Source organism: Microcoleus sp. AT9b-C3 (assembly GCF_036705485.1).
Classification (GTDB): domain Bacteria; phylum Cyanobacteriota; class Cyanobacteriia; order Cyanobacteriales; family Microcoleaceae; genus Microcoleus.
The window spans coordinates 137,570-161,613 of record NZ_JAUBUR010000007.1 but is presented as its reverse complement, the minus strand read 5'-3'; the positions used below and the strand labels follow the sequence as shown (position 1 = coordinate 161,613).

The window sequence follows — 24,044 nt, the reverse complement described above, 5'->3', positions numbered from 1 at the left end:
CAGAATCACCGATTAAGAACCATTTTAAGCAATAAAAATCAGCGTTCCCTTGCTCATTTCCAAAGTATCGCCCATTTGCATACCGTTGTGAAAAGCACCCAAAATCACCTCGCTAGTTTTGCCGAAAGCGATCGCCCCGCTAGCATCAATTCCAATTGCCCCAAAATCCCGTTGACGTTCGTCAGCTTCAGTAAAAGAACGCTCAAAAGCAGCTTTCAAACTTAAACCATCTGTCACCCTCACCACAATTCGCGCCGCCAAACACTCGTCCATAATGTGCTCGCCAATCCCCGTACAGCTTACCGCTGCATTTCCAGTCGCGTAATTACCCGCCGGCATCGCCGAGTCGCTAACCCGCCCGATGCGCTCAAAACCCTTGCCACCAGTCGAAGTCCCAGCAGCCAAGCGTCCATGCACATCCAAAGCTACGACTCCGATCGTACCAACACCGGCAGGTTCGGCCACCACGTCAGCCATTGCTTTGCTAAAATTGCCTTGGCGTTCCTGCATCCACTCGTGCAAACGCAAATCCGTCATCGGATCGTAAATCGGCAATTGAAGTTCTCGCAGCAATTCCGCCGAACCAAAATCAGAGAGAACTCGATCGTCCGAATGTTGCAAAAATTGAGCAAGTTCGATCGGATGTTGAACGCGAGAAACATTAATCGCCCCGCTGAAACGCTGCATCAAACCGTCCATCAGCGAAGCACTCATCCGAATTTGACCGTCCGACTGCACCACAGAACCAGTACCGGCATTGAATCGCGGGTCATCTTCCAACAATTGGCAGCCCCGCACCACTGCATCTACGGCACTTGCACCGTCTTTCAGCAGCGGATAAACTTCCTCCAAAACATCGTAAAGCGATTTCCGCACGGCCTCAATTCCGCCTTTACTGTGTAGAGAACTGCCGGCACCGCCGTGAATAACTAACTTTGGTTGCACTTGTTGCGATGCCATATTTTTTAACCTAAAATTTTTCCTTTGCAATCTTAACTTCGATCGAGCAACTTGCCCTAAATTCTTAATCTTGAGCCGCTTTCGCGGCGGCGGCGACAACGTTCGGAGCAGTATTTGACCTCATCCCAGCAGCCCGCCCATTTTTTGCGCCAAGTAAAAGGTCGATCGCACACTGGGCACATTTTTGTCGGTAAATCAGATTTCGATCTCTGCTTGGCCATGCTAACTTTGACATTACATTACTGATTAAATTTTAATCAAAACAAACAACACAACCAATTTCTGCCTAACACCTCCCCAAATAAAAATGCTCTCAACGGCCGGCGCCAACATCCGAATAGTCTTAGTCGAACCTGCAGGCCCATTGAATGTGGGTTCTGTTGCCCGCGTCATGAAAAATATGGGTTTGCACCAATTAGTTTTGGTAAATCCCCAATGCGATCATTTAGGGGAAGAAGCCCGACTGATGGCAGTTCGCGCCGCCGACATATTGGAAACTGCCAAAGTAGTCGAGAGTTTGCCTGCTGCTTTGGTTGGGTGTGTCAGAGCGATCGCAACTACAGGGGATGATTGTCGATCGTTACCAACACAACTAGAAGATCCCGCAGATGCCTTGCCTTGGCTCCTTGAAGCCCCCAGCGCCCTCATTTTCGGCCGAGAAGACTGCGGGTTGACCAATGCCGAATTAAACCGCGCTCAACGCCTGATCCGCATTCCCAGCAGCGATGCCTACACTTCCCTAAATCTCGCCCAAGCCGTCGCTATCTGCTGTTACGAACTATACCGGGAAGAAGGAAGAAGGAAGAAGGAAGAAGGAAGTTCGGCAACGGATTCTGTAACGGATGTAACGGATGTAACGGATGTCAGTCCGAGGGAAGTCGGAAGAGGGAAGAGGGAAGAGGGAAGAGGGAAGGAAGAAGAAGATTCCTCGTTCCCAGGCTCAGCCGGGGAACGCATATCCAGAGGCTCTACCTCTTCAATACCCGATGCCACAGATAATTTATCAACTTGTTACCAAGAACAACTTGCCACCCGCCAGACAGAAAATCCCTCAATTCCCCTCGCCAGTGCTCCCTTGGAAAATTTAGAGGGATATTACCAGCAACTAGAAACTTTGCTGTTAAAAATAGGATATTTGCAGTACCACACAGCAGCAAGCCGGATGGAAAAATTTCGGCGTTTGTACAACAGAGCCTATCCGACAATTGATGAAGTCGCCATGCTGCGGGGCGTCCTCCGCCAAACAGAATGGGCAATCAAAACTTACCCACGAGAGGCAAATTCTGATACTCTGGATGGGGCGTTGCCGGAAAATCCAACGGATAGCTAGGAGAAATGCTGATAATTGGGGATGTGAGATTGAGGATTTTTTTCACAGAGAACTTTCCTGCCCCCACTTGTCACCTTCCTAACCGGGTTTCTTGACTAAAAACCTAAGCTTTGGGATAATTTGCGAGCAATAAACTTGGTTGCTGATACCATGCAGCGTCTGGGGTAAATCTAAAATCTAAAATCTAAAATCTAAAATTGATTGGCTGGCAAGCTGAAAAATCTTAAACTTGAACTTTACATTAGTGATGAAGGAGTAAGACGTGGCAGAGCGGTTTCCCAAAGGATCGATATTATCGGTGATATCCTCGTCGATATCCTCTCCCAACTCCGGCTCAAAGCAGCCTAAGTCCGGCAAGGCCAGTCAGTCTGGCAACTCCGGCCGTCGCCGCCCGGAGCAACCGCGAAACGGCAATTCAGAAATTCGATCGCCCGAACCTGCGATTGTGCCACTGCAACAGGGCCGCGGCAGCAGAAAAGGAACCAATTCTCCCACATCTTCAGAAGAATTTACCACACAAGACTTTTTATCCGATCCTCGCTCGGCAATTAACCCCAGAAAACCCAGAACCAGCAAAACTCCGCAGTCGAAGACTCGCCAACCACGCAAAAAAGGTCTCGCTGCTGTCGATATGTTTGAGTTTCCAGACCCGACTCTGGAGCGGGAAAATGTAAGTTCGATCGCCAGCAATCCCAACAGCCAGATCCCCACAGCCACTCCCCCTACCACCCGTGGAAGTCGTCCCAGTTCGCCCCCTGTTCGCATTCAAGACACCGTAATCCCCGCAGATGCCAAAAAACCCCCCGTGCCTAAACCGCGCCCACAAGCGAGTGAGAGAACGGGTAAACGCTCTGCTCCTCGGAGCGTACCGCCGTTGGTGTATGCTACTCGCTTGCTGATTTTGGGAGTTGGCATAGCGGTGATTTGCGGTACGCTGCTGTCGGTGGTAAATGCTGTGAGTCGAGCATCCACTGTAGCGCCAGAAGAACAAACCACCGCAGGGCAGAACAACCCAGCCGATACCGCATCTGCGGCACCCGCGACCCCAGAAGTGCTGCAACTGAATCAAGAATTAGGAGCTTTGAAAACGCAAGTTCAGGTTTTAGCAACAGAAAATCCTAGTCTGACAGCCGGAATATTTCTAGTCGATTTAGATACTGGAAGCTACCTAAATTTTAATGGCGATACTGCTTTTGCTTCAGCTAGCACAATTAAAGTGCCAATTTTAGTAGCTTTTTTCCAAGCAGTAGATGAGGGCAAAGTGCAGTTAGATCAGGTGCTGACGCTGAAGCCGGAACACATTGTAGGCGGTTCTGGGGAGATGCAAGACGACTCTCCGGGTAAGAAGTATTCGGCTTTGGAAGTTGCCCAAAAGATGATTGTTGTCAGCGACAATACGGCGACAAATATGATGATTGAGTTGTTGGGAGGTGCTGAGGTTTTAAATCAGCAGTTTGCCAGTTGGGGTTTGAGTAGCACGGTTCTCCGCAATAATTTGCCTGATTTGGAGGGAACTAATACTACCAGTCCGCAGGATTTGATTAATATCATAGCCCAGATTGATCGGGGTAATTTGGTATCCGTCAAATCGCGCGATCGCATTTTGCAAATCATGCGCCAAACTAGAAATGATTCTTTGCTGCCGAAAGGTTTAGGCGAAGGTTCAGTTATTGCTCACAAAACCGGCAACATTGATACAATGCTTGCGGATGCGGGGATGGTGGATTTGCCCAACGGTAAGCGTTATTTGGTCGCGGTGATGGTGAAGCATTCACCGGAAACCGAAAAGCCTGCTCAAACATTAATTCGGGAGATTTCTCGGATTAGTTACCGCTATTTGTACGGTGGGGAAACGCCAGCGGATTCACAAGTGAAAATTAAAAATTGAAAATTCAACCGGGGTTTTTCCGGCTAGTCTCGTAGAGTTTATCAAACTATAAATCAGTTTGTATTATGAAACTAAACATTCGACTTGCTTGTCTGGTAGCGCTTTCAACTTTAGCTGTTGGAGTATCCCCCACCTTGAGTAAGGCTAATCCTGCTCCTGAATATGACACCGACGGGGTGAGAGTGATTAACAATAATATCGAACTCAATCGGGCGAAAAACTTAGCCCGTCAAGCAGCAGAAAGGGCTAATGGGGGTTTAGGCAACTATCGAGCTGAAGCTTCTATGCACGGTACTTCTAAGGAATCGCCGTTTGTTGACAATGGTGATGGAACTTGGACTTTTACTTTTAAGGGTTCCAAGCCTGGTTCGTCTGTCTTTACTGTAGAAACGGTTGTTACGGTTTCCCAAGATGGCCGAATCAGAGTTGATTACAACGGGCAAATTCGCCAGTGATCTCAATTTTGAACAACTTTGCAAATATCGGGCGCAGTTACAATCCTCGATCGGGATTTCAGTTAACGGCATTTTTTCCGTTTGTTACAATCAAGGGAATTCCCATCCTCACATCAGCACTAATGCAAATTATCCTAGAAGTTCCCGAAAGCCTGGGCGAAAAACTGCAACAATTGGGCGATCGTCTCCCGGAAGCCCTGGATCGCGCACTTCGGGAACTCGCCCCCGCAGAAACCATCCCCTACCAAGACGATCGCGAAATCGTCGAACTGCTAGCGAGTCAACCCAGCCCAGAAGAAATCCTCGCAATCCGCCCCACACCTGCGTTGCAAGCCCGCATGAGCGAACTGCTCGATCGCAATAAATCCGGCACTCTTTCGGCCAGAGAGGAAGTCGAACTCGATCGCTATTTGCTGTTAGAACATTGGATGCGTTTAGCCAAAGCTCACGCCTATAAACGCTTACAGACAGAAGCATGAGTTATGCTTGATGTTGGATTTTGGGTTTCAATATAGGGGTTTAGGTTGATTCCGGCGTTGACGCCGCGGGCGATCGCTTTTACAGCTTTTCGGTTTCAATCCCTGGTAGGGGTTTAGGTTGATTCCGGCCGACTCTGTTGCAGTCCGAGCGGTCAAAGTAGCCGTTTCAATCCCTGATAGGGGTTTAGGTTGATTCCGGCAAATTCTGATCGGCTCTCTCCCCTCTGATTTGGTTGTTTCAATCCCTGATAGGGGTTTAGGTTGATTCCGGCTTGAGTTCCTCAATCTCGTTTTCCTCTGCCAGTTTCAATCCCTGATAGGGGTTTAGGTTGATTCCGGCGAGGTTTAAGGCTTCCATTTCTCCATACTTTTTGTTGTTTCAATCCCTGATAGGGGTTTAGGTTGATTCCGGCATCATGCTGCTGCCAACTTCCAAAATCAAAGAGCTGTTTCAATCCCTGATAGGGGTTTAGGTTGATTCCGGCTTTCATGGCTTCCAGCCCGCATGGATGAAAACAGCCAAACTTGCAAGTTTCAATCCCTGATAGGGGTTTAGGTTGATTCCGGCATAAGTGTGCCATTTAGATCCTTTTTGAGTAGGAGTTTCAATCCCTGATAGGGGTTTAGGTTGATTCCGGCTTTCAATAGAATGGGAATATTATAAAAAGCAGCTAATGTTTCAATCCCTGATAGGGGTTTAGGTTGATTCCGGCCGATCGCTCCAGAAGCATTACAGTATTTAGTTTTCAAGGTACTGTTCCGTCAAGCATCCAAAAAATATCATTTCAGGCACCGACCTGTCAAGAGGCAAAATTTTCAACAAATCTTAAACCTATACACAGCAATGATTGCAGCGTTTCCGCGAACAGATTTTTTCAGCATAGAGGCTCAAACCCTTGTCGCACAAGCCATACAGCCGAAAGATTTGACCCCCTCAAAAAAACACCTATCCATTCACGGAAATTCCAGAAACCGGAAAGCGATTAAACACTCGCGACTGCTAACTGTTCGGCGGCCTCTTTTTCGTTCATCTCGTCGAGTTTCTGCCAAACTTGCTGCATCAATTCATCCAATCCAAGCCTACTAACGGCGGAAATCAACAACACAGGAGCGCCGCTAATTTCTTTAAGTCGGCTGATTAAATTACCGATTTCTTCGCTTTCGAGGTCGATCGCATCTACCTTATTAAAAGCCAAAATCTGCGGTTTATTGGCTAAACCACGCCTGTAAGCCTTCAATTCTTCCTGAATTGTGACATAATTGGCGATCGGATCTTCATCGGTAATATCGATCAGATGCAGCAACAACCGAGTCCGCTCAATGTGCCGCAAAAACTCGTAACCCAAACCAGCGCCTTCGTGAGCACCCTCAATCAATCCCGGAATGTCGGCAAACACCGTACCGTCGCCGCTGGGTTTTCTGACTACGCCCAAGTTCGGGACTAAAGTTGTAAACGGATAATCTGCTATTTTCGGGCGGGCTGCAGACAAAGCGGAAATTAAGGTTGATTTGCCAGCATTCGGCATCCCCAGAATTCCCACTTCTGCTAATAGCTTCAATTCCAAACGCAAAAATTTGTGTTCTCCTTCTTTACCCGGCATCGCATAATCAGGAGCGCGGTTAGAATTGGTCAGAAAACACTTGTTTCCCAAACCGCCTTTGCCGCCTTGGGCAACGCAAAAAGTCTGTCCGGGCGTTACTAAATCTGCTAAGATTGCCTGAGTTTCCGCGTCGTAAACAACTGTACCGCAGGGAACTTCGATCGTGCGATCGTCCCCACCGGCACCTGTCATATTTTTCGGCGCGCCCCGCTTCCCGTCTTCGGCTTTAAAAATCCGGTTGTACTGAAAATCTAGCAGCGTTTGCAGGCTTTCCACCGCCACCATATACACGGAACCGCCTTTGCCGCCCGTCCCACCAGAGGGGCCGCCCGCTGGTACATACTTTTCTCTGCGAAAAGCTACCATACCGTCGCCGCCTTTGCCGGCTGCGACTTGAATATCTGCTCGATCGATAAATTGCATAATTTAGTCAGTAGTCAATAGTCAGTGTCAATAGTCATTACTTATTATGATACCAGATCCAAGCACAATATTCGTCTTTGCCTTTAGTCGGGGTCGGTGAACGACAGCCAAGTTTAGTGGCGATTTACAGTTGCAGGAAAAATATAATTATACCAATTCTGAAAAGTAGTGCAGAGTTAAAAATTGTACGCGAGCATTTGTAGGTAAATGGCACTGCCCTGTCCGGCTCTCAAATCTTTTAATAATCTGTATAAGAAGTTGAGGATGATACCAATACTTGTGTTGAATTAGTATTATCAAAGCAGATTTGATATTAACAGGAATCACGCACACAAAATGAATTAACCGGGTTTTTCTACTGGCTTTTTCTGGCGCGGATGGTGTAACGATGTTTTGTCCTAGAAAAACCCGTTTTTTGTATCTTGGACTAATTAGTAGTCATTGGTTAATAGTTACAGTCATTAATCCCAGATTTCACAAGAATGACCAATGACTAATGACTACTGACTAATGACTACTAACTACTAACAATATGACGATACATCTTCCTTACATTCATCTGCCAAATAGCAGAGAGCTCGAAAGCGCATCCCGACTAACTGTTCGTAAAGCGGGTTAATCTGGCACATCGCCGGAATGTGGACGATTTTGTGACCAAATAACACGACATCTCGCTCAAACGGACACTGGGGCGGAATAATTTTACAGACAAAGTGTGCCAATTTTGGGTCGTGAATCTCCCAGCCGTCAAGCCAGTCTTTGACTGGTTGCAGGACATTTTTGTGGTGAGGTTTAGGTAGCCGAGATGAAAGAGGTGTTCCGGCGACGGGGGCGACATTGGCATCAAAGACTATTTGGCTGCTGGGCCCCTGCGGATCATCGCACTTGCAGTCTTCGATGGTGTGTCGCAGAGCTTCGAGCGCCTCTACATTGTGCCCCAAAGCTGTGCAAAACTTGTAGATTACCTCGTCTTCGCTGAGCGAGTAGGTACCGTCTGCCAAAGCTACCATAACTGCTGTCCTCAAAAAATCCTCGCCTTTGGCGGTGTCTTTCCCTAACACAGCGGCTAATTCCTCTGCGGCAATAGGTTCAAAACCCTCCTCAAAAGATACCGGGTGTACTTCATCCTGAGTTAGATTTGCAATCATTTTTTGCTCGTCTTCGTCAAAGTTGCCGTCTGCCCAAGCAATTGTCAGCAATCCCCGCAGCCAAGCAGTAATCTCTTCATTGGTGCAGGAAGATTTAGCGTTACTCATTAGCATTTCCACTTGGATGTACCAGTCAATTTGTTCGTTTACAGCGGACTCAATATTCCCCTCCCAATAATTTTTACTGGTTTTGTGGTCGATGGATGATCTATTTGTGGAAGGTTTGTGGCCGAAGATTGCTCCAAACGCTTGTAGTGGATGTGTTAAAAGCATATTTGTTTCTCAGCAGCATCGCTGACTAGCGAGCTAATCTATTGGCTAATCCTATTCCCTAAAAAGTCATCTATCGGGAGGAATAGGTTGGTTGAATTCATCTTAACTCTAGTTGCACCCATCAAGATGGCGATCGAATTTTATGCAAGCCCGATTGCCATTAGCCACCCGATTTTTCGCAAGAAACAAAAGGTTGGCAAGCGTTAAATCTAATCAGGCACTGGGTTTGTCTCCCAAAGGCATCGAACTTCGCTCTCTTTACATTTTAATATATATTTTTGTAAATTTTTCTGTGCAGGATGCACAATATTAACAACGAGCCTGATTTAAGCTGTTGAAATAAAAATCTTTGAGGAAAATGTTACTGCCGGTTAACAGTTTTGATTGCTGTGTCCGCCTAGAAATGACCAAATTTTTAACTTCGGCGGCACAAAATCCAGCGCAATTCCATTGGCGGGCGTGCGTTTGCCATCGGGAAGACATCTCGACCGGTGGCCCAACTGGGAAACCAGGGCGTCGGCGGCCAGGCTTCTTCCGGCAGGTGGTGGCGTTCGTATTCAAACACCAATTCGTTGGATATTTGGACTAAGGGCAACCCTTCCATTGCGGTGGCGAGTTCTTGGGGGGTAAATAAAGTAGACCAGGAGAGTTGGGCAACTTGTCGCACCAGGGCATCCGGCTGGTAGTCGCCGACTGTTAAAAACGTGCTGAACAGCAACAGACCTCCTGGACACAGGGAATCGCACATTTTAGCGAGGAAAAGCCGTACTTGATCGCTGTCTCGAAAATGTGAGATGACTTCGGCGGCAACTGCTAACTGATAGCGGGCCGGTTTCATCCGCATTAAGGGGTCGAGCACATCGCCTTCTGTCACTGTCACGGGAAGGTTTTCGGCTGTTACTGCCGCTTTCAATTGTTCTGCAAAAGCTGGAGTTAGTTCGATCGCATCTACAGAATAGCCCAATCTCGCCAGCGGCAAGGTATTGCGACCGGTACCAGCGCCCACGTCCAAAATCCGCACTCGATCGGGTGTACCCAATTTAGCAGCCGTGGTCATTAATTTTGCATCGGGATGAGAGCCGAAAAGCGGAGGTTCTCTGGTGTCTACCCAGCTTTTGTACTGTTCTCCAACTGTTGAGGTAGTAACAATCACTTTGCAAGCTAAACCGGTTTGTGGCGGCTGCACTGATTCGTATTGCAGGATCAGCATCGATGCTGTGGAGGTGCGGTAGCCTTGTTCCAACTTGGTGGCTAAAAGCTTGCTGAGTTCGTCTCGGCGGTCTTCGGGCAGGGGTCTGTCGAGAGTGCTAAATAGCTTTTCTATCGACTTGAGATAGTGGCTTAGCATTCCCGGTATGCAGGGGAAAACTAATTCTCCGCGAGCGTTTATGCGAGTATTAATTTTGTAGAGGATAGCTTGCTGGAGAATGTCGGGATTTACTACCAGCGGTAGCTGTTCGGTTTGGTCGATCGTACTTTCGGCGCCCATAGATTCCGCGAAGAAGGAAGAAGGAAGTTCGGCAACGGATTGTGTAACGGATGTAACGGATGTAACGGATGTCAGGAAGAAGGAATCCGCGTACAAGATTTAACGGATTTAACCCATGGATTTTGAGGAGCGAGGTTGGAGGTTCGGGGGAATTACGTTGAGAGCTGACTGTACAATTTAAGAGTATAAAAAAGCCGATTTTAGATTTATTTGGTTTGGTTGCTTAGTCTTTTTAGATTGTATAAAATCCGATTTGAGAGCTTTATTTTGGATAAATCTCTAATCTCAAATTTCCAATCGACCAAGCCCAAAACCCGCGTAGGTTCCAAAATCGGAGTTAGTATCTGGATAAGCTGTAGCGCATTGAAATTGTATGTTTTACGGCGAGGTGGAAAAAGCGTCAAATCCTCTCGCCTTCTCCCCTCTCTCCTTCCCCTTGTGAGCCATAACAGGCAATGTATATGGGTAGCAACTTAAAGCTGGGCTTAGTTGCTGCCGGTAAAAGTCACTAGGGGGAACTTTGATTGAGCTTCAGTCATCGGGCGCCGTCTGCCTTCCTCTTGCCAGTAGTTGATTACTTCTGTGGCTTGGTTGAGGATTTCGACGCGATCGTTGTCAGCAATCCAGTGTTTGGCTTCGAGTTCGTTTTTGAGGTCTTCCCACGCATCTTTGCGAGGCCAGAAAAAGTAGGATGTCAGCGGGCTAGTTCCTTTGCCGACAACTTGGTCAACGGCGAGGGCAACATTCTCTTCTAGCCAGAGAACTTTTAAGATGAACTTGGACAAGCAAACCTCCAGGGTTCCGATCGAACTTGTTAAAAATTTCTACAATCGCTAAGCGTAGCACACTCTGTTCGATAATTGGTCATCGGCTATGAAAAGTTTTGTGGCGCGGCTGGTTTTAGCGCCACTCAGGGGCTTGAAACCGATAAAATTTGGGTTCTCACGCGCCCTAGGTACAAGGATGGTTAAATTGTGAACAGAGTTATTTTAGTCTTTGACATTGATGGTGTGGTGCGGGATGTGTCCGGTTCCTATCGGCGGGCGATCGCCGATGCGGTGGAACATTTCACGGCGGGTGCTTTTCGCCCGGATTCTCTCGATATCGACTCTCTGAAGTCTGAGGGTGTGTGGAATAATGACTGGCAGGCGTCTTTTGAGTTAGTTTGCCGTTATTTTGAGGGGATTGGACGATCGAGAAACGAACTCGCTCTCAACTATGAGGAATTAGTGGCTTTTTTCCAAAGTCGCTATCGCGGGCCCGATGAGAAAAATTGGACTGGTTACATTTGCGACGAACCGCTGCTGTTAAGTCCGGCTTACCTGGAAAATTTAACGGTTGGGGGCATTGTTTGGGGCTTTTTTAGCGGGGCGATGCGGGATGAAGCTGCTTATGTTTTGTCAGGGAAACTGAGTTTAAATTCCCCGGTGTTGGTGGCGATGGAAGATGCACCGGGAAAACCCGATCCGGCTGGACTTTTCGCGGCAATTGAACAGTTGGAAACTCTGCACGGTTTAGAAGAAAATTTGCCGGTGATTTACGCGGGAGATACTGTTGCGGATATTTACACGGTTGTGAAGGCGCGGGAAGTGCAACCAAATCGCGTTTGGCTGGGGGCTGGAATTTTGCCGCCTCATGTTTTGGATGATGCTGGGCGCTGTGAGGCTTATGCTGCGGTGCTGGAAAATGCGGGTGCTGCAGCGGTTTTTAGGAATGTTGAGGAGTTGACGGCTGCGCGGATTTGGGAATTAGTCAGTTGACTGTTGGCTGTTGACTGTTGACTGTTGTCAGTTGTTAGTTGTCAGTTGTTAGTTGTCAGTTGTCAGTTGTCAGTTGTTAGTTGTCAGTTGTTAGTTGTCAGTTGTCAGTTGTCAGTTGTTAGTTGTCAGTTGTCAGTTGTCAGTTGTCAGTTGTCAGTTGTCAGTTAACTAATAATCACTAACCAATGACAAACAAATGTAATTTTGTTAAAAAATTTGGCAGCTTATTCTATTGACAAGTAAATGTAGTTTTGTTACATTTATTTGTCAATTTTTGCATCGTTGAGTTGACAATATCTGCTGCGGCGGCTTAGTACAGAGTAGAGGTCAATCTCTAGGAGAGTGCCACTATGTTAGTTTCGCGATCGACTGATAAACAACCTACGCTGGAAGAAATTCGGCAACTAGAAAAGCTCAAAGTCCAAATCGAGCGAGCTGTTGCTGACGGCAAGATATCTAAGCAACAAATGGAAGACATTAAGAGAGCGATTTGTGCGGACGGAAAAGTTACTGTTGAAGAACTGGAACTGTACAGAATATTGGTGACAGATAGGATTGTTGCTGGAGATGTGGAATACGAGTTTTGATAAGAGAATTCAACGGAGGAAACGGATTTAAGGGATGAATATTGAGGAAATAAGAAACCTGGAAGAAGAGTTTGAATTGTTCTTCAAGAGTTTATTTACTGCTAGCTTAGGATGATATTTGGCAATTCTTGGGAGCATCCCTTTTAGGAACTATACCCCACAATTATGGGATGCTCACAATTTTTCATTGGGGTTGTGAGATTATTGCAAGTGCAAGAATTTGTCTAATGCACTGACTGCAAGTGGCGGCCAGCGGCGGTTATTGGCAACCCAATCGAGGTCTTTGTAGCGGGAATCGAGGCCGATCGCTGCTACCCAATTGCTCTCTGCTTCGCCGCGATTTCCTGTTTCCCAAAGACAGGCGCTGAGGGCGGCTCTCATGTCGGCAAATTGGGGGTATCTGCGGACGATGTTTTTCATGTTGCGAATGGCTTCTTTGGTTTGCCCGTTTTGATAAAGTGCGAGGGCGTGGTTGGCGCGGGCAAAGGCGTATTCGGGGGCTAGTTCAAAGGCTTTGCTGTAGTCGGCTATTGCTTGTTCCCATTTTCCTAAACCGGCTTCGGCGTTGCCTCGGTTGTTGTAGGCGGCTGGATCTTGGGAGTCTAATTCTAGTACGTGATTGTAGTCGGCGATCGCCTCTTCCCAGCGTCCTAAACCTTCTAAGGCGGTGCCGCGGTTGAGGTAGGGATCGGGGGCGTCGGGTGCTAGCTCGATCGCTCTTTCGTAGTCGGTAATAGCGGCTTGTAGTTTGTTTTGGCTGACTCTAGAGTTGCCTCGGTTGCTCCAAGCGGCGGCTTCTGAGGGAAATTTGTCAATGATTTGAGTCCAAAAAGTTTCTGCGGCGGGAAATTTGCCTTCATTTGTAGCTTCAAAAGCTTTTTGAACGAGTTCTCCCAATTCCTGTTGGGGATCGGCGATATCTGTTGGTTGTACTTGGGCGGCTACGGGGGCGATATTTCCTAACCACACTAACCCGGTTACAATTAATACTGTAAAAAATGTGAAAAGTGAGCGAATCATTGTTGTTGGTCGTTTAAACTTGACTAAGCATATTATCAACCGAATTTGCCGGGGTTGGTTAGAAGATGTTTGAAAAGTCTCGGCGACTTAAGTCGCAGCTACACAGACAAAACCTGCCTCCGCAGGTTCGGGATTTGGTTTAGGCGGCGTAGGCGGACTTTGGTTGGGTAGTTGCGGGTTTAACTGAGATGTTGCACTATTCTCAATTACTGGTTTAGGAACAGGCAAGATGCCTGTTCCACAAGAAAATTCACTCTTTGTGGAACAGGCATCTTGCCTGTTCTTGAGAATGGTGGAAGATGTGAGTTTTAACTGCCAGTTTGTGTAGTTGGTAAGGATAATTTGGTGAAAAAACGGTTGCTAATTTTGGGGGGGACGGGGGATGCTGCGGAACTGGCGGTGAGAGCGTCTCAAATTGCTGAAATAGAGGTGGTATCTTCGCTAGCAGGACGCACTCAACAGCCTTTTACCCCAAAAACGGGTTCGGTGCGAATTGGGGGGTTTGGTGGGGCGGCTGGGCTGGCGGCGTTTTTGCTCGATCGCGCAGCCCTAGGAGTCGATCGCCCGATCGACTTTTTGATTGATGCTACTCATCCGTTTGCGGCTCAGATTTCTGCTAATGCTGCTGTTGCTGCTGCTGAATGTAATGTGCCTTATTTGATGCTGGTGCGGCCTGCTTGGGAGAGGGTGGAGGGCGATCGCTGGATTGATGTTGCGGGCCACTCGGAGGCTGCAAGGGCTTTATTAGGGCAGTCTCAGCGGGTGTTTCTGACGATTGGTAGGCAGGAATTGGCTGCTTTTGCTGGTTTGGATGCTATTTGGTTTTTGATGCGGGCGATCGATCCTCCGGCACTCAATTCTCCTATTCCTAATGGTAAATTGTTATTGGCAAGGGGGCCTTTTTCTTTGGAAGAGGAGCGCCAATTACTATTAGAATATGAGATTGATACTATTGTTAGTAAAAACAGCGGGGGCGGTGCTACTTATGCGAAAATTGTGGCGGCTAGGGAACTGGGAATTCCGGTGGTGATGGTGCAGCGGCCACGGATTGCCGATGTTGAGCAGGTTGCTGATGTTGAAGGGGCGATCGCTTGGTTAGTTAAGCAGTTATGATATCAATTTCGTTAGCATCGGAATAGTAATTTCGAGTTGACTGTTGACTGTTGACTGTTCACTGTCAACTGTCAACTGTCAACCGTCAACATCATTCTGGTGTTACCGGAAATGATATTAGTAGGGTTTCAAACATCGACCAGGTTCTGTCTTTGAGTAATAGTTGATTTCCTGGCTGGATGATTATTTGTTTTAGTTCTAGCTGCATTTTTTGACGGTTTTAAGAGGATTTGAAATATAAAATAATTTAAGTTAATAGATTTTAGCAATTCAGAACTTATGCGGAATTGCTGTTAGAGATTAAGATTAAATTTATTGAAAGCTATCATCGACGCTCAGTTAGTTACATTGTGCTCCTTCAGCAGTTCTCATTCCTCCTATGATAGTTTCCACGATCGCACACTGCTTAGCACCGCCATTAGCGGTAGAAACAGTAACTTGAAAAGGCAGTGTTGGTCTATTGTCTGGATCGAAAGCACCATTAAACTTAAAAGTGAGGGACTTTTGAGTAGAAGTAAGAGGAGGAACAATAGAAGGAGGAGGATTTTGTTGATCTTGACCAATAAACTCAAGTTTAATAGTACCTGATTTAACTTCACCTCCAGCATCTAACTTCTGCTCACTACCCCCCGTGGCTAGTGCCGGGTTAAAGGTAACTTTTGGTGGATCAAAAGATGTATCAAATATAATAGTCACATCGCGCTTAGTTCGCTTTGCTTCGCTTTGTGCCAGTCGTAATGATTGCAAAACGCGATCGTTCACGGTGCGAACTCTTTGTCTGTTGATGAAGGCCTCCCAGCTTGGAGCGGCGATCGAGCTGAATATACCTATGATTAAGGCTATCACGAGCACTTCTAGAAGCGTGAATCCTCCATCGCCTTTTCTGGATGCAGTATTTTTGTAATTGGGGTTTGCTTTTGTTGCAGAAATCTGCAAAACTTTTAATAATATTGGGGTTTTCATTTTATTCTCCTGTTTTATCTGCTAGTGTCGCGATTCGGAAATCTGTTTCAGACATAAGTTATTGTCCTCGCGCACCTAGACCTTGTACTTGCACGCTTGCTGTTGGGAAAAATGCCGATTTGTTGGGGTCGTAATTAGCATCGGTTTGAATGCGGCGGAGGCTGTTTCCTCTGAGCGTAACTCGGGCTATGTTTTTAGATGTATCAACACAAGCGTAAAAGCTCTTTACGATGTCGGGCGGCGCCGGGGGTATTCTTAGCGTTGTTTCTGGGATATCTGTGGGCGTGACTCCTGTTGTATCCTTGGGATTGCCAAGAGCGGTCTGGCATTCGGCTAGGTTAATTGGTATTCCTGTTAGCGGGCTGTGGTCGATGTAATTAACCAATACTTCAGCATCCTTCGTAAAACCGGTTCCTTTCGTCACATTTACTAAAGGCTTACTAATGTCAAAAGTTGGCTCAAAAGCTGCATCTGGTGCATATTCGTTTGCGTCAGTAAGACTGTAGTAAGGATTAGTGGGATCGGATGAATTTGGGTTTTTCACTCCATCCCTAATTTCATAGCGAGCAATACGAGTAGGACAAGTGCCTCCTGAAGGCTGACACCAAGTAGGGTTAGGTGTAGTATCTCTAATCTGGTAGTAGACAACTAATGATAGTACATAAGTGTCGTTGCACTCACTACCGTTAGGTGGGCAATCGCTTGGTTTTTTTGCATTAGCCGAATTAATAGGAACAGCATTTTTAATTTGCTGTCGCTTCCAGAATACTAAAACTGGAGTCCCTGTGGTATTTGTAGGAGGAGGAGGAAGTTTAGCAGTGGTAGCAGTGATTCCCGCCTGATCGTAAATATAAATAGCTTGGCTCAAATCTTGGGCGATGAAATCAACGGCCGCCTGAAGGTCTTGCTCGGTATTTGACTTTACTTGTTCCCTCCTGTCGGTATTCAGCATATCTACTACAAAACCGAGCATCGGCGTAATGATTATAAACGCCATAATTGCTCCGACTAATAGCTCGACCAGAGTCATGCCTTTGTCTGTTTGATCTGGCCCTGAGCGGTTTCGCTGGTGATGAGTTTTGAGAAGCAACCTGAGTAAAGTTTTCATTTTGACTGTTTCCTTTGTCAAATGGGGGGAGCGATTTTAAAGTTAATAACGGGGACTTTGATTATTACTTACAGCCTTTGGTACCTTTGAGTCGAGCGCACAACGATTCATACGCGGAGGTCTCTCCTGTAGTACGGGGAATTTGTGTAGTCATTTCTACTACCGGCATGGTACGATCGCCCAAACCCCCCACAACAGATTGCTTTTTCTCACTCTTTGGGTTCTGCTTTAAAGTCACGCCAGACGCAAAAGAATCAGCTCTGTAAACCCGCACCATTAACTCGTAGCCAGTTTTTGTGGGATCGGGGGGATTTGATGGATTTCGCCAAGCACCTTGAACGTAAAAGTCTGTGCTGCTGGTAGGGCTAAAACCTCCCCCATCCATGTCAAGGGGATATAATTTGCTGGAGTCGGCCGGAGCAGTCGCCTCTGCCACATTATTATTTTGGTTGGTGACTGGGATGGGGAAGCCTCGTACATCTGCTGGTTTTATAGCCCCCGTCCTGAGAGCGTCGATGTAAGTTCTCGCCGCCTGTGTGGCCAGTTCCGTCCGCCGCGCTTGTACGCGAGTCGCTACTGAGAAAGCCATCACAGGGGCGATCGCGATCATCAGCACGGAAACTACAATCATCGCTACCAATGACTCGATAATCGTGTAGCCACCATCTTGTGACTGGGATAAATTTTGCTGTTGTTGTCGCTTAGTCATAAATAGGACTCCAGTAATTGCGCGGCGGAAAGTTAGAGGGTTAAGTAGGACATTTAGCTCGGTCTGCAGGAGTGAGGGTTTCGGTGGCTTTCGTGGCGGGTGTCTCGTCAATGACTCCGCACATCAAAGTTGTTACCCACTCGTCATTGCGAGGTACTTCCCGGAAATACTCAGCCGGCTCAGTCTTTCTGGGAGGAGTAGTGAACCTTTGGGTAAACAAGTCAGGTGGCTGAGATAGCTGGCCTACATCAAAACCCCAATCCCGAGATGGCGGTACGAAGAAGGGAATGATAAGGTTATCAATTTTGTATCCAGGGAGCCTATTGTTGCTGACATCAAGAACTTCAAGAGGTGTATAAGCAACTGTCCCCCCCGTTGGGGGCGTGAAAAGACTTTTTAGCTTCTTAGCAGGATCTATCCTCGGCGGAGAGGTTGCTGGCAAAAGTGGCTGATAAGGCCCAGTGCTATAGGCACTGCGGTTTAGTTGGATGAAAGAACCTTGAATCTTAGCCTTAATGTTGTTTGTGCCATTATTCCAGCTCTCCAAGAAGCGGGGCAAGTTTTGCAAGCCACCGTTAAAGTCACCTGTAGTGCTGCTGCCGAGCTTTCGTGAAGGAATGTCCCCGGAGCCGATGATTAAATTAAATGTTGTCTCTGTGGCTCGTGTTATCCACCCCGTGCTTTTAACGGGAACACCTTGCGGTGGAGTATTTCCCGATCCTGTAATCTCTTTCACTGTTTGGAGCTGATCGACTGGCATCAGCAGCGGCTGGAGGGTAGGAGTGTCTGTGGATTTCGGCAAGGGTTGATTATTCCAGTCATTGACATTGGTGTTGAGTGCATAGGGCACACCAGAAGTCCCGTTGTAATTTATAGAAGCGCCATCTACCGCGGCAAACCACAGAGAATTGAGTTTGGGAGCACCACGACCAGGAGCAGCATTTCCCCCAATAATTCCTAATGGCTCTCCTGTCAGAGCATAAGTATTAGGGTCTCTTTTAAAAGCAACGCGGCGGGGGAAACGTTGCAACTCTGGTACTGGGGGAGTAGCAGTTGTTCCAGCTTTAAAGTTAGTGGCTGGGGCATAAGGCCCGCCGGTAGGAATGTTTGCCCTCACTCCTGCTACCGGATCGACATACCAGTCGTCAGCTTTGCACTCAGAAACAGGCAGTTTCATACAAACTTCCATCAAATACTCTGGGAAGTTCCCGCGCCGCTGGACTGGGGTGACGAAGTTAGTGAAGTAAGAACTATCAAGCTTACCGGTGACGTTCTGGTAGCTTTCGTCTTTAAGCCCTCCACTCCCAACGAGACTGCCAGTATTTGAAAATGCCTCGCTAGTGAGCCCGTTAGTGACAAAGTTGTTGTTGAAAAATCCTTGCTGTTTGCGAGGCACTACAGCAGCAGCGCCGACATTATTTCTGAGGTCAAAGTCACCCTCGTTGCGGAAGCCAAAACGGTAATTCTTTGACAGCAGGGTGACAGCATCTGCTAGTACAGTTGCCTGACGCCAATTGTCACCCAGACAATTTTTAAGTCGGGGATCGCCCTTGCGACAGGCAAAGCTATCATTAAGCTTGATCCGCTGTTCGTAGAAATTAGCTGCAGTCCACTCACCCGTCAGCGCCTGCTCAAACTCTTGTCCAGTAGTGCCCCCGGTGTGAAGATTAAACTCTCCTTTGATATAAACCGGCACGTTAGAAACTAAAATCAAGCCTTTTTGCTTGACCAAATCTGTCACACTCGTTACATCCGGGGTCGTGCCGCGGAATAGTTCCTTACCGTTGATTAGGACAATACCGTTGGGTTTGCGGCTTGGATCGAGCAGAGAGTCCGAGGGGCTGACTCTTTTGCTGGTCTTTTCATCGCCTGTCCGATTGCTGCGATCGGGCAGCGCGTCATCTCGGCTAGCATAAATTATCCCACTGTTAGGAAGCAAATACTCCGGGCTTGGGCCAGTAGTATTTGCTTGAGCGATAACTTTCTTCCGAAGTTGATCTAAGTCAATCTGAGTGGCGCGAATTTCTAGGGGTTGCCGTTCTTCGATGGGCTGATTGTAATCTCCTGTTAATTTGGCTGGTTTTATGTTTCCTACTCCTGGTACGAGAGGACTGCTCAGCGTAAAGGCTTCATTAACATTGGTATTCGGATCGTCCCGATCTACTGCCTTGATTTCTCTGGCATCCAAAAATGCTACTTCTTGAATTGCCCCGTGAGGAATCTTTGCGGGAGCGGGAGTGATAGCGCCTTTTAGAATGTCGAGTGCACAAAGCGTTGAATCAATAGCAGCTTTTTGTGCCAATGTGCGCTCCGTGTCAGCCACTTGGAGAGCGGATCTCAAAGGCCCGTTGGCAAAGCGACCGTCGGGGAAGACTAAGTTGGCTTGATTATCCAAAACTGTATTGCCACCGGTCAACAAGCCGTTAGTCCCACGAGTGGAAGCACCAGTTGGTCTGCCTGTTGTAGGAGCGGGGTAGGTGATGCCGTTGTTAGATCCGATGAATTTCCGCTGGGCTCCTCCAAGTGCCGGTAGCCCTGCTAATACGGCTGGTGACTGTGCTCCCTGTCCGCTGACATTGGCTAGCCCGTCGAGATTGAGGGCTGTCAAAGCGCTGCTGGGGTCGTAATAGCTGCTGACGCAGGCGATCGGCTTTTGGACTGGTTGAGCTGGTGGAACAATGTCGTCAGCCTTGTAGCCTTCCTCTGCATAGTGATAAACTGCCGATGCCCGCATCCGCAAATCGCCTTTGGCAAATTTTTTAGCGGTGCTGGCTTGCTCAACAATACCTGGAAGTAGAGTAGTAGAGTTGACTGCTGCTGGGAGATTTGCACTGATATCGGTAGGAATAGACCAAGCTGGCAGCCAAGAAGTCCAGTGATTGATGGGATCAGGATCAGTGAGAGTATTGTCATACACTTTCGACCCCGGCCCGAGGGGTGACATTGGCATAGAGTCCGGCCAGACGACACGGTACTCCTCCCTGTCGGCCGTTGCTGGGTCGTCGTAAGTATTGGTGATATCGGGATTGATAGCGATCGATGCGGGACCGCTTTTCGTCGTACCGGCCGGATCTATCCACTTAGGCGGCGGTAGGAAGGAATTAGTGCGATCGTAAACTCCAGCACTGGTGATGACACGCAAACCGCCAATCCCATCGACTGTTGTTTTAGGTATTCGGGCTGCTGATGCTTCCCAGAAACCGTCTCTTAGGTCTGGATCTGTCTTTTCTCCTAACCCGTTGCCTCGGTCTGTCGCCCCCACGTCAGCGAGCTGTGTTATCTGCGAAGTGCGCGTGCGAGTTGGTTGTGTTGCGTCGGTATTCCACTTTCCAGCGACTGCTTGCTCTGTGCTGACTAATTCACTTTTAGTGCTGTCCCACCACTTATTAGGCAAGCTGTTGCCTGCAACCACGCGATCGCCGAGGTATGTTTCTTCTTCGATCGGCTTGTTTGGAACGATCTCTGTTGCTTCTAGCTGGTTGAGATTGAGAGTTAGTTTAGTGTTGGCATCAGTCGGAAGGTTCCATTTCTCGACCGGTCGTAGATTCTGTCCGCTACTACCTGGTTCAATGGGCGAGGGTCCTGTTGGTGGAGGACCGTAGCCAGTAATTCCGCTGTCTCCAAATGCCACTTCAGCAAAGGGAACTTTTCGGGTTGTGAGTTTAAAATAATTTTCTAGTGCTTGCTCCCGGCTCTGAGTAGTCGGTCTCTTCTGGACTGACAATGGGTCATCAGTAACGGGTTTAAGAACCTGCCACTTCACTAGCAAATCGATGCGATCCTGAAAAGCGGCGTTGTTGTAAAGTACGTCTAAAGCTGTACTTTTGTTTTTGTCAACAGATTGACCCTTTAGTTTAGGATCTAGTGTCGCACTAATTTTTTGATTTATTATTGGAGCCGGCTTTTTAAACAGGTGTACTTGAACTGTCTTAGAGGGAAAATTATCACCCGAACCGCCATTTACTACATTACCACCTACAATTATTTTGCTATTTTCTTGTTCGTAATAACACGAATTCTGGCTGCTAACTTGATACAATTTTAAATTGTCATCACCGCCTATCCCCGACACAAGAAGATTACTATTTGTAACTATTCGCCCGTTGATATTTATGGGAGGACCAGGAGATATTTCTAAGTCGTCTTCGTACACAACCGCGTTGTTGCTGAGGGGAATGCGACTTTGATCTTGTTGGTATTCGAGAGCGGATATGCTGCTAGTGCCTGTGAATTCTTTATAATTACCACCTAAACTGCTAGCTTCCGAGGCTGTAATCGGTACATTAACCGTGTAGACAAAGAAACTTTTTGACAGTCGGCCGTTCATACTGTACCAACTGGAATCCCCAACCAAGCTAGCACTATTACCTGCCGCCGCCTCACATCCTTTTTTCAGTACCCCAAGGGACATCGGCGGGGTTCTGGCTTCCAGCGTTTTTCTTGGCCTGGTGAACTCGCCTGCATTAGCACCTGATGGAATGCGTGGGGGGCTGCGGAAAAATATGCCGTAGAGGGTAAAAGTGTCATATTGGCCGTCGTTATTCGTATCGACAGGATATCTCCAAGCAGTGTTTAGAGATTCATTGAGCTCGACACTGCGAGTATCGGTAAGGGGAAGATCGGGGGATAATATAGTACCGTTACCGTCTAGGTCAGCTTTAAGTTTTAGGCGTGTCTCGTCCCCAAAGGTATAATTATCGATACCAGTACCACCACCCGTGCTATCGGCTATCAGCCGGTACAATTCTGAATCGGATGGAGTTGCCAGTGGCTTGCGCGGGTCTTCCAGCAGCATAAACTGAATTTTTGCTTTTGCCCGATCGAGCGCGGGAGTCGCGGCCGCCAGCACCTGCTGGTTCACGCGCACGTTACGCGCCGTATTAGCCCGATCGAACGATCGCAGGGTAATCGCCACAGTCAACAATATAACTACCAGCAACACCATCGTCACCGTCGGCAGCACAAACCCCGCCACCGGCAGTCTCGCCCTCCGGCCCATAGCCATCAGGGTTTGCAGCATTGCTCTCATCAGCCGCTTAGCCCCGGATCTGGTAACACCAGCAATCCGCCGCAGCAGGGATACGATAATTTTGGATAATTTGCTCTTAAACATTGACGCCTTCCTGAATAATTTCAGAGATGGTATTGCTGGTAGTGACTGCTCGACAGTACAATCCCATCTTTATTGTTCCCATTTTTTGCAACTTGCATATCAGCCTCTTGCACAAATTTAAATCTGTACCTTGGCTGAAAAATAAAACCCACAAACCCGCAACCAAAATCGCCACCGATTATATATTTTTCCGCGAAAGATTTGACCCGCAGGGATTAGATCTTCCTTACTCCACTCTAATCTACTTAAATTGAAATGTCAGTGGTCAGACCCAGAGTGAATTCGATCGCCCAAAAACAGTGATCCCGATCGTATCCCATGTATTTCCCAGCCCTTATCTGGCCCGCTTTGTTGGTGTGTTCGCCTTGCTAGCGCTTTTCAACCACCGGAATCTACAATTACGATCGGTCGATCGAGAGATTATGCCTGTCAGCGCCATCGAATCTAAATTGGGCGATCGAACTTCCGTTTTGGGTCAAAGTGCGATCGAATTGCTGTAATGCCCCCAAGTGCGATCTCAACTGTTGCACCATAGTCAATAAGCCTTTTAGGGGCGGGCAAGATGCCCAACCCCTACTCCCCACAATAAAATTGATATGTTGTGGAACAGGCATCTTGCCTGTTCCGGGCAAGATGCCCAACCCCTACTCCCCACAATAAAATTGATATGTTGTGGAACAGGCATCTTGCCTGTTCTCCAAAATAGTGCAAGATATCAGTGCGATCGAATTTTCGTTTTACCCCCCGGCACACTGTCAGTACAAGTGCAAAATATAAACCTACCATCCCCACCCATGAAACAACCCTCCAAACCCCCCGACTTCATCATCATCGGTGCCCAAAAAGGCGGCACAACATCCCTGTACAATTACCTAATCCAACATCCCCAAATCGCCCCCGCCGCCCAAAAAGAAATCCATTACTTCGACTTCAACTTCGACAAAAGCCCCGACTGGTACTATGCCCAATTTCCCCAGCCCCAACCAGGCGAAAACCTACTAACCGGAGAAGCCAGCCCCTACTATATATGTCACCCCCAAGTTCCCCAACGAATTTATGATTTATGTCCCAAAGTTAAAATAATCGCCCTGCTGAGAAACCCAGTAGAACGCGCAATCTCCCACTATTATTACTATATCAAAATAGGCTACGAATCGCTATCATTAGAAAGTGCGATCGCCGCAGAACCCCAAAGACTCAAAGGCGAAATAGAAAAACTCCTAGCCAACCCAACCTACTATAGTTACGAACACCAACACCACAGCTATCTAACCCGCGGCATTTACGCAGATCAACTCCCAGCCTGGATGAAACTTTTTCCCAAATCACAAATCTCAATCATCAAAAGCGAAGACTTATATAGCAACCCAGAAAAAATCTGCAACAGCGTCCTCGAATTTTTAGACTTACCGCCCCACCAACTAAAAAGCTACGGCAAGCACAACTCCAGCGAATATCCGCCCATCAGCGACACAGTATACGACCAATTGAAAGCATATTTTCGATCGCACAACCAAAGACTAGCCGAATTGTGCGATCGAGACTTCGGCTGGGATTAATATCGAATATCCGTAGTGTGCAAAAGTTAAAGATTTTTTAGGGACGTAGTTGCCAAAAGAGCGCTA

The 24,044-nt window shown here is 47.6% G+C and carries 20 protein-coding genes and 1 CRISPR repeat array; of the genes, 9 read left to right on the top strand and 11 right to left on the bottom strand.

What is annotated here, in order from left to right; translation table 11 throughout:
• Positions 1 to 24: 24 nt before the first annotated feature.
• Positions 25 to 960: an isoaspartyl peptidase/L-asparaginase gene (locus QUB77_RS09200; protein ID WP_333171587.1), complete on the bottom strand. Its 936-nt coding sequence runs from the start codon at positions 958 to 960 to the stop codon at positions 25 to 27.
• A 56-nt stretch (positions 961 to 1,016) separates the two neighbouring features.
• Complete coding sequence (locus QUB77_RS09195) at positions 1,017 to 1,181, bottom strand: DUF2256 domain-containing protein (protein ID WP_333171585.1); 165 nt, start codon at positions 1,179 to 1,181, stop codon at positions 1,017 to 1,019.
• 86 nt (positions 1,182 to 1,267) lie between these two features.
• Between QUB77_RS09195 and QUB77_RS09190 the strand changes: the two genes are divergently transcribed.
• The 4 genes from QUB77_RS09190 (at position 1,268) to QUB77_RS09175 (ending at position 5,112) form a co-directional block, all read left to right on the top strand.
• Entirely contained in the window at positions 1,268 to 2,290 is a 1,023-nt protein-coding gene (locus QUB77_RS09190; protein ID WP_333171583.1) for an RNA methyltransferase, read from the top strand.
• 262 nt (positions 2,291 to 2,552) lie between these two features.
• On the top strand, positions 2,553 to 4,178 hold the full coding sequence (locus tag QUB77_RS09185; RefSeq protein WP_333171581.1) for a serine hydrolase: 1,626 nt from the start codon (positions 2,553 to 2,555) through the stop codon (positions 4,176 to 4,178).
• 65 nt (positions 4,179 to 4,243) lie between these two features.
• The gene (locus QUB77_RS09180) at positions 4,244 to 4,633 is read left to right on the top strand and encodes a hypothetical protein (RefSeq protein WP_333171579.1); all 390 of its coding nucleotides are present in this window, start codon (positions 4,244 to 4,246) and stop codon (positions 4,631 to 4,633) included.
• A gap of 8 nt (positions 4,634 to 4,641) precedes the next feature.
• The gene (locus QUB77_RS09175; protein ID WP_333171577.1) at positions 4,642 to 5,112 is read left to right on the top strand and encodes a hypothetical protein; all 471 of its coding nucleotides are present in this window, start codon (positions 4,642 to 4,644) and stop codon (positions 5,110 to 5,112) included.
• 92 nt (positions 5,113 to 5,204) lie between these two features.
• A CRISPR array of direct repeats spans positions 5,205 to 5,825; the repeat unit is 37 nt; unit sequence GTTTCAATCCCTGATAGGGGTTTAGGTTGATTCCGGC.
• A 270-nt stretch (positions 5,826 to 6,095) separates the two neighbouring features.
• Here QUB77_RS09175 and obgE read toward each other — a convergent pair.
• The 4 genes from obgE to QUB77_RS09155 form a co-directional block, all read right to left on the bottom strand.
• Positions 6,096 to 7,136, bottom strand: coding sequence for a GTPase ObgE (obgE, locus tag QUB77_RS09170; RefSeq protein ID WP_333171575.1), 1,041 nt, complete (start codon positions 7,134 to 7,136; stop codon positions 6,096 to 6,098).
• A gap of 524 nt (positions 7,137 to 7,660) precedes the next feature.
• Positions 7,661 to 8,557 carry a Mo-dependent nitrogenase C-terminal domain-containing protein gene (locus QUB77_RS09165; RefSeq protein ID WP_333171573.1) on the bottom strand — a complete coding sequence of 299 codons (897 nt, stop codon included), beginning with the start codon at positions 8,555 to 8,557 and terminating at the stop codon, positions 7,661 to 7,663.
• A 415-nt stretch (positions 8,558 to 8,972) separates the two neighbouring features.
• Complete coding sequence (locus QUB77_RS09160; RefSeq protein WP_333171572.1) at positions 8,973 to 10,046, bottom strand: class I SAM-dependent methyltransferase; 1,074 nt, start codon at positions 10,044 to 10,046, stop codon at positions 8,973 to 8,975.
• Between the two features lie 485 nt (positions 10,047 to 10,531).
• Complete coding sequence (locus tag QUB77_RS09155) at positions 10,532 to 10,843, bottom strand: 30S ribosomal protein PSRP-3 (RefSeq protein ID WP_333056906.1); 312 nt, start codon at positions 10,841 to 10,843, stop codon at positions 10,532 to 10,534.
• A 177-nt stretch (positions 10,844 to 11,020) separates the two neighbouring features.
• Here QUB77_RS09155 and QUB77_RS09150 point away from each other — a divergent pair, with 177 nt between their 5' ends.
• Together QUB77_RS09150 and QUB77_RS09145 are read left to right on the top strand one after the other, a co-directional pair.
• Positions 11,021 to 11,806 (top strand): TIGR01548 family HAD-type hydrolase, encoded by a 786-nt coding sequence (locus tag QUB77_RS09150; protein WP_333322976.1) that lies wholly within the window; start codon positions 11,021 to 11,023, stop codon positions 11,804 to 11,806.
• Between the two features lie 350 nt (positions 11,807 to 12,156).
• The gene (locus QUB77_RS09145; RefSeq protein ID WP_333322974.1) at positions 12,157 to 12,393 is read left to right on the top strand and encodes a hypothetical protein; all 237 of its coding nucleotides are present in this window, start codon (positions 12,157 to 12,159) and stop codon (positions 12,391 to 12,393) included.
• 201 nt (positions 12,394 to 12,594) lie between these two features.
• Here QUB77_RS09145 and QUB77_RS09140 read toward each other — a convergent pair whose 3' ends face one another.
• On the bottom strand, positions 12,595 to 13,413 hold the full coding sequence (locus QUB77_RS09140) for a tetratricopeptide repeat protein (protein ID WP_333322972.1): 819 nt from the start codon (positions 13,411 to 13,413) through the stop codon (positions 12,595 to 12,597).
• Between the two features lie 345 nt (positions 13,414 to 13,758).
• Between QUB77_RS09140 and QUB77_RS09135 the strand changes: the two genes are divergently transcribed.
• Positions 13,759 to 14,526 carry a cobalt-precorrin-6A reductase gene (locus QUB77_RS09135; RefSeq protein WP_333322970.1) on the top strand — a complete coding sequence of 256 codons (768 nt, stop codon included), beginning with the start codon at positions 13,759 to 13,761 and terminating at the stop codon, positions 14,524 to 14,526.
• 339 nt (positions 14,527 to 14,865) lie between these two features.
• On the opposite strand, the gene QUB77_RS09130 is transcribed toward QUB77_RS09135, so the two are convergent.
• The 4 genes from QUB77_RS09130 to hpsA all read right to left on the bottom strand — a co-directional run bounded on the left by QUB77_RS09130 (position 14,866) and on the right by hpsA (position 22,419).
• Entirely contained in the window at positions 14,866 to 15,489 is a 624-nt protein-coding gene (locus QUB77_RS09130; protein ID WP_333322968.1) for a GspH/FimT family pseudopilin, read from the bottom strand.
• A 58-nt stretch (positions 15,490 to 15,547) separates the two neighbouring features.
• The gene (hpsC, locus tag QUB77_RS09125; protein WP_333322966.1) at positions 15,548 to 16,597 is read right to left on the bottom strand and encodes a hormogonium polysaccharide secretion pseudopilin HpsC; all 1,050 of its coding nucleotides are present in this window, start codon (positions 16,595 to 16,597) and stop codon (positions 15,548 to 15,550) included.
• A gap of 64 nt (positions 16,598 to 16,661) precedes the next feature.
• Positions 16,662 to 17,306 (bottom strand): hormogonium polysaccharide secretion pseudopilin HpsB, encoded by a 645-nt coding sequence (gene hpsB / locus QUB77_RS09120; RefSeq protein ID WP_333322964.1) that lies wholly within the window; start codon positions 17,304 to 17,306, stop codon positions 16,662 to 16,664.
• Between the two features lie 40 nt (positions 17,307 to 17,346).
• Positions 17,347 to 22,419 carry a hormogonium polysaccharide biosynthesis protein HpsA gene (hpsA, locus tag QUB77_RS09115; protein WP_333322962.1) on the bottom strand — a complete coding sequence of 1,691 codons (5,073 nt, stop codon included), beginning with the start codon at positions 22,417 to 22,419 and terminating at the stop codon, positions 17,347 to 17,349.
• 299 nt (positions 22,420 to 22,718) lie between these two features.
• Between hpsA and QUB77_RS09110 the strand changes: the two genes are divergently transcribed.
• Together QUB77_RS09110 and QUB77_RS09105 are read left to right on the top strand one after the other, a co-directional pair.
• Positions 22,719 to 22,919 carry a hypothetical protein gene (locus QUB77_RS09110; RefSeq protein WP_333322960.1) on the top strand — a complete coding sequence of 67 codons (201 nt, stop codon included), beginning with the start codon at positions 22,719 to 22,721 and terminating at the stop codon, positions 22,917 to 22,919.
• A 294-nt stretch (positions 22,920 to 23,213) separates the two neighbouring features.
• Entirely contained in the window at positions 23,214 to 23,978 is a 765-nt protein-coding gene (locus QUB77_RS09105; RefSeq protein ID WP_333322958.1) for a sulfotransferase domain-containing protein, read from the top strand.
• The last annotated feature ends 66 nt before the right edge of the window (positions 23,979 to 24,044 follow it).

Excerpts from the sequence above, each read along its gene's own strand:
- QUB77_RS09200 (WP_333171587.1), bottom strand. The coding sequence starts at position 960 with ATGGCATCGCAACAAGTGCAACCAAAGTTAGTTATTCACGGCGGTGCC.
- QUB77_RS09195 (WP_333171585.1), bottom strand. The coding sequence starts at position 1,181 with ATGGCCAAGCAGAGATCGAAATCTGATTTACCGACAAAAATGTGCCCA.
- QUB77_RS09190 (WP_333171583.1), top strand. The coding sequence starts at position 1,268 with ATGCTCTCAACGGCCGGCGCCAACATCCGAATAGTCTTAGTCGAACCT.
- QUB77_RS09180 (WP_333171579.1), top strand. The coding sequence starts at position 4,244 with ATGAAACTAAACATTCGACTTGCTTGTCTGGTAGCGCTTTCAACTTTA.
- obgE (WP_333171575.1), bottom strand. The coding sequence starts at position 7,136 with ATGCAATTTATCGATCGAGCAGATATTCAAGTCGCAGCCGGCAAAGGC.
- QUB77_RS09165 (WP_333171573.1), bottom strand. The coding sequence starts at position 8,557 with ATGCTTTTAACACATCCACTACAAGCGTTTGGAGCAATCTTCGGCCAC.
- QUB77_RS09160 (WP_333171572.1), bottom strand. The coding sequence starts at position 10,046 with ATGGGCGCCGAAAGTACGATCGACCAAACCGAACAGCTACCGCTGGTA.
- QUB77_RS09145 (WP_333322974.1), top strand. The coding sequence starts at position 12,157 with ATGTTAGTTTCGCGATCGACTGATAAACAACCTACGCTGGAAGAAATT.
- QUB77_RS09140 (WP_333322972.1), bottom strand. The coding sequence starts at position 13,413 with ATGATTCGCTCACTTTTCACATTTTTTACAGTATTAATTGTAACCGGG.
- QUB77_RS09130 (WP_333322968.1), bottom strand. The coding sequence starts at position 15,489 with ATGAAAACCCCAATATTATTAAAAGTTTTGCAGATTTCTGCAACAAAA.
- hpsC (WP_333322966.1), bottom strand. The coding sequence starts at position 16,597 with ATGAAAACTTTACTCAGGTTGCTTCTCAAAACTCATCACCAGCGAAAC.
- hpsB (WP_333322964.1), bottom strand. The coding sequence starts at position 17,306 with ATGACTAAGCGACAACAACAGCAAAATTTATCCCAGTCACAAGATGGT.
- hpsA (WP_333322962.1), bottom strand. The coding sequence starts at position 22,419 with ATGTTTAAGAGCAAATTATCCAAAATTATCGTATCCCTGCTGCGGCGG.
- QUB77_RS09105 (WP_333322958.1), top strand. The coding sequence starts at position 23,214 with ATGAAACAACCCTCCAAACCCCCCGACTTCATCATCATCGGTGCCCAA.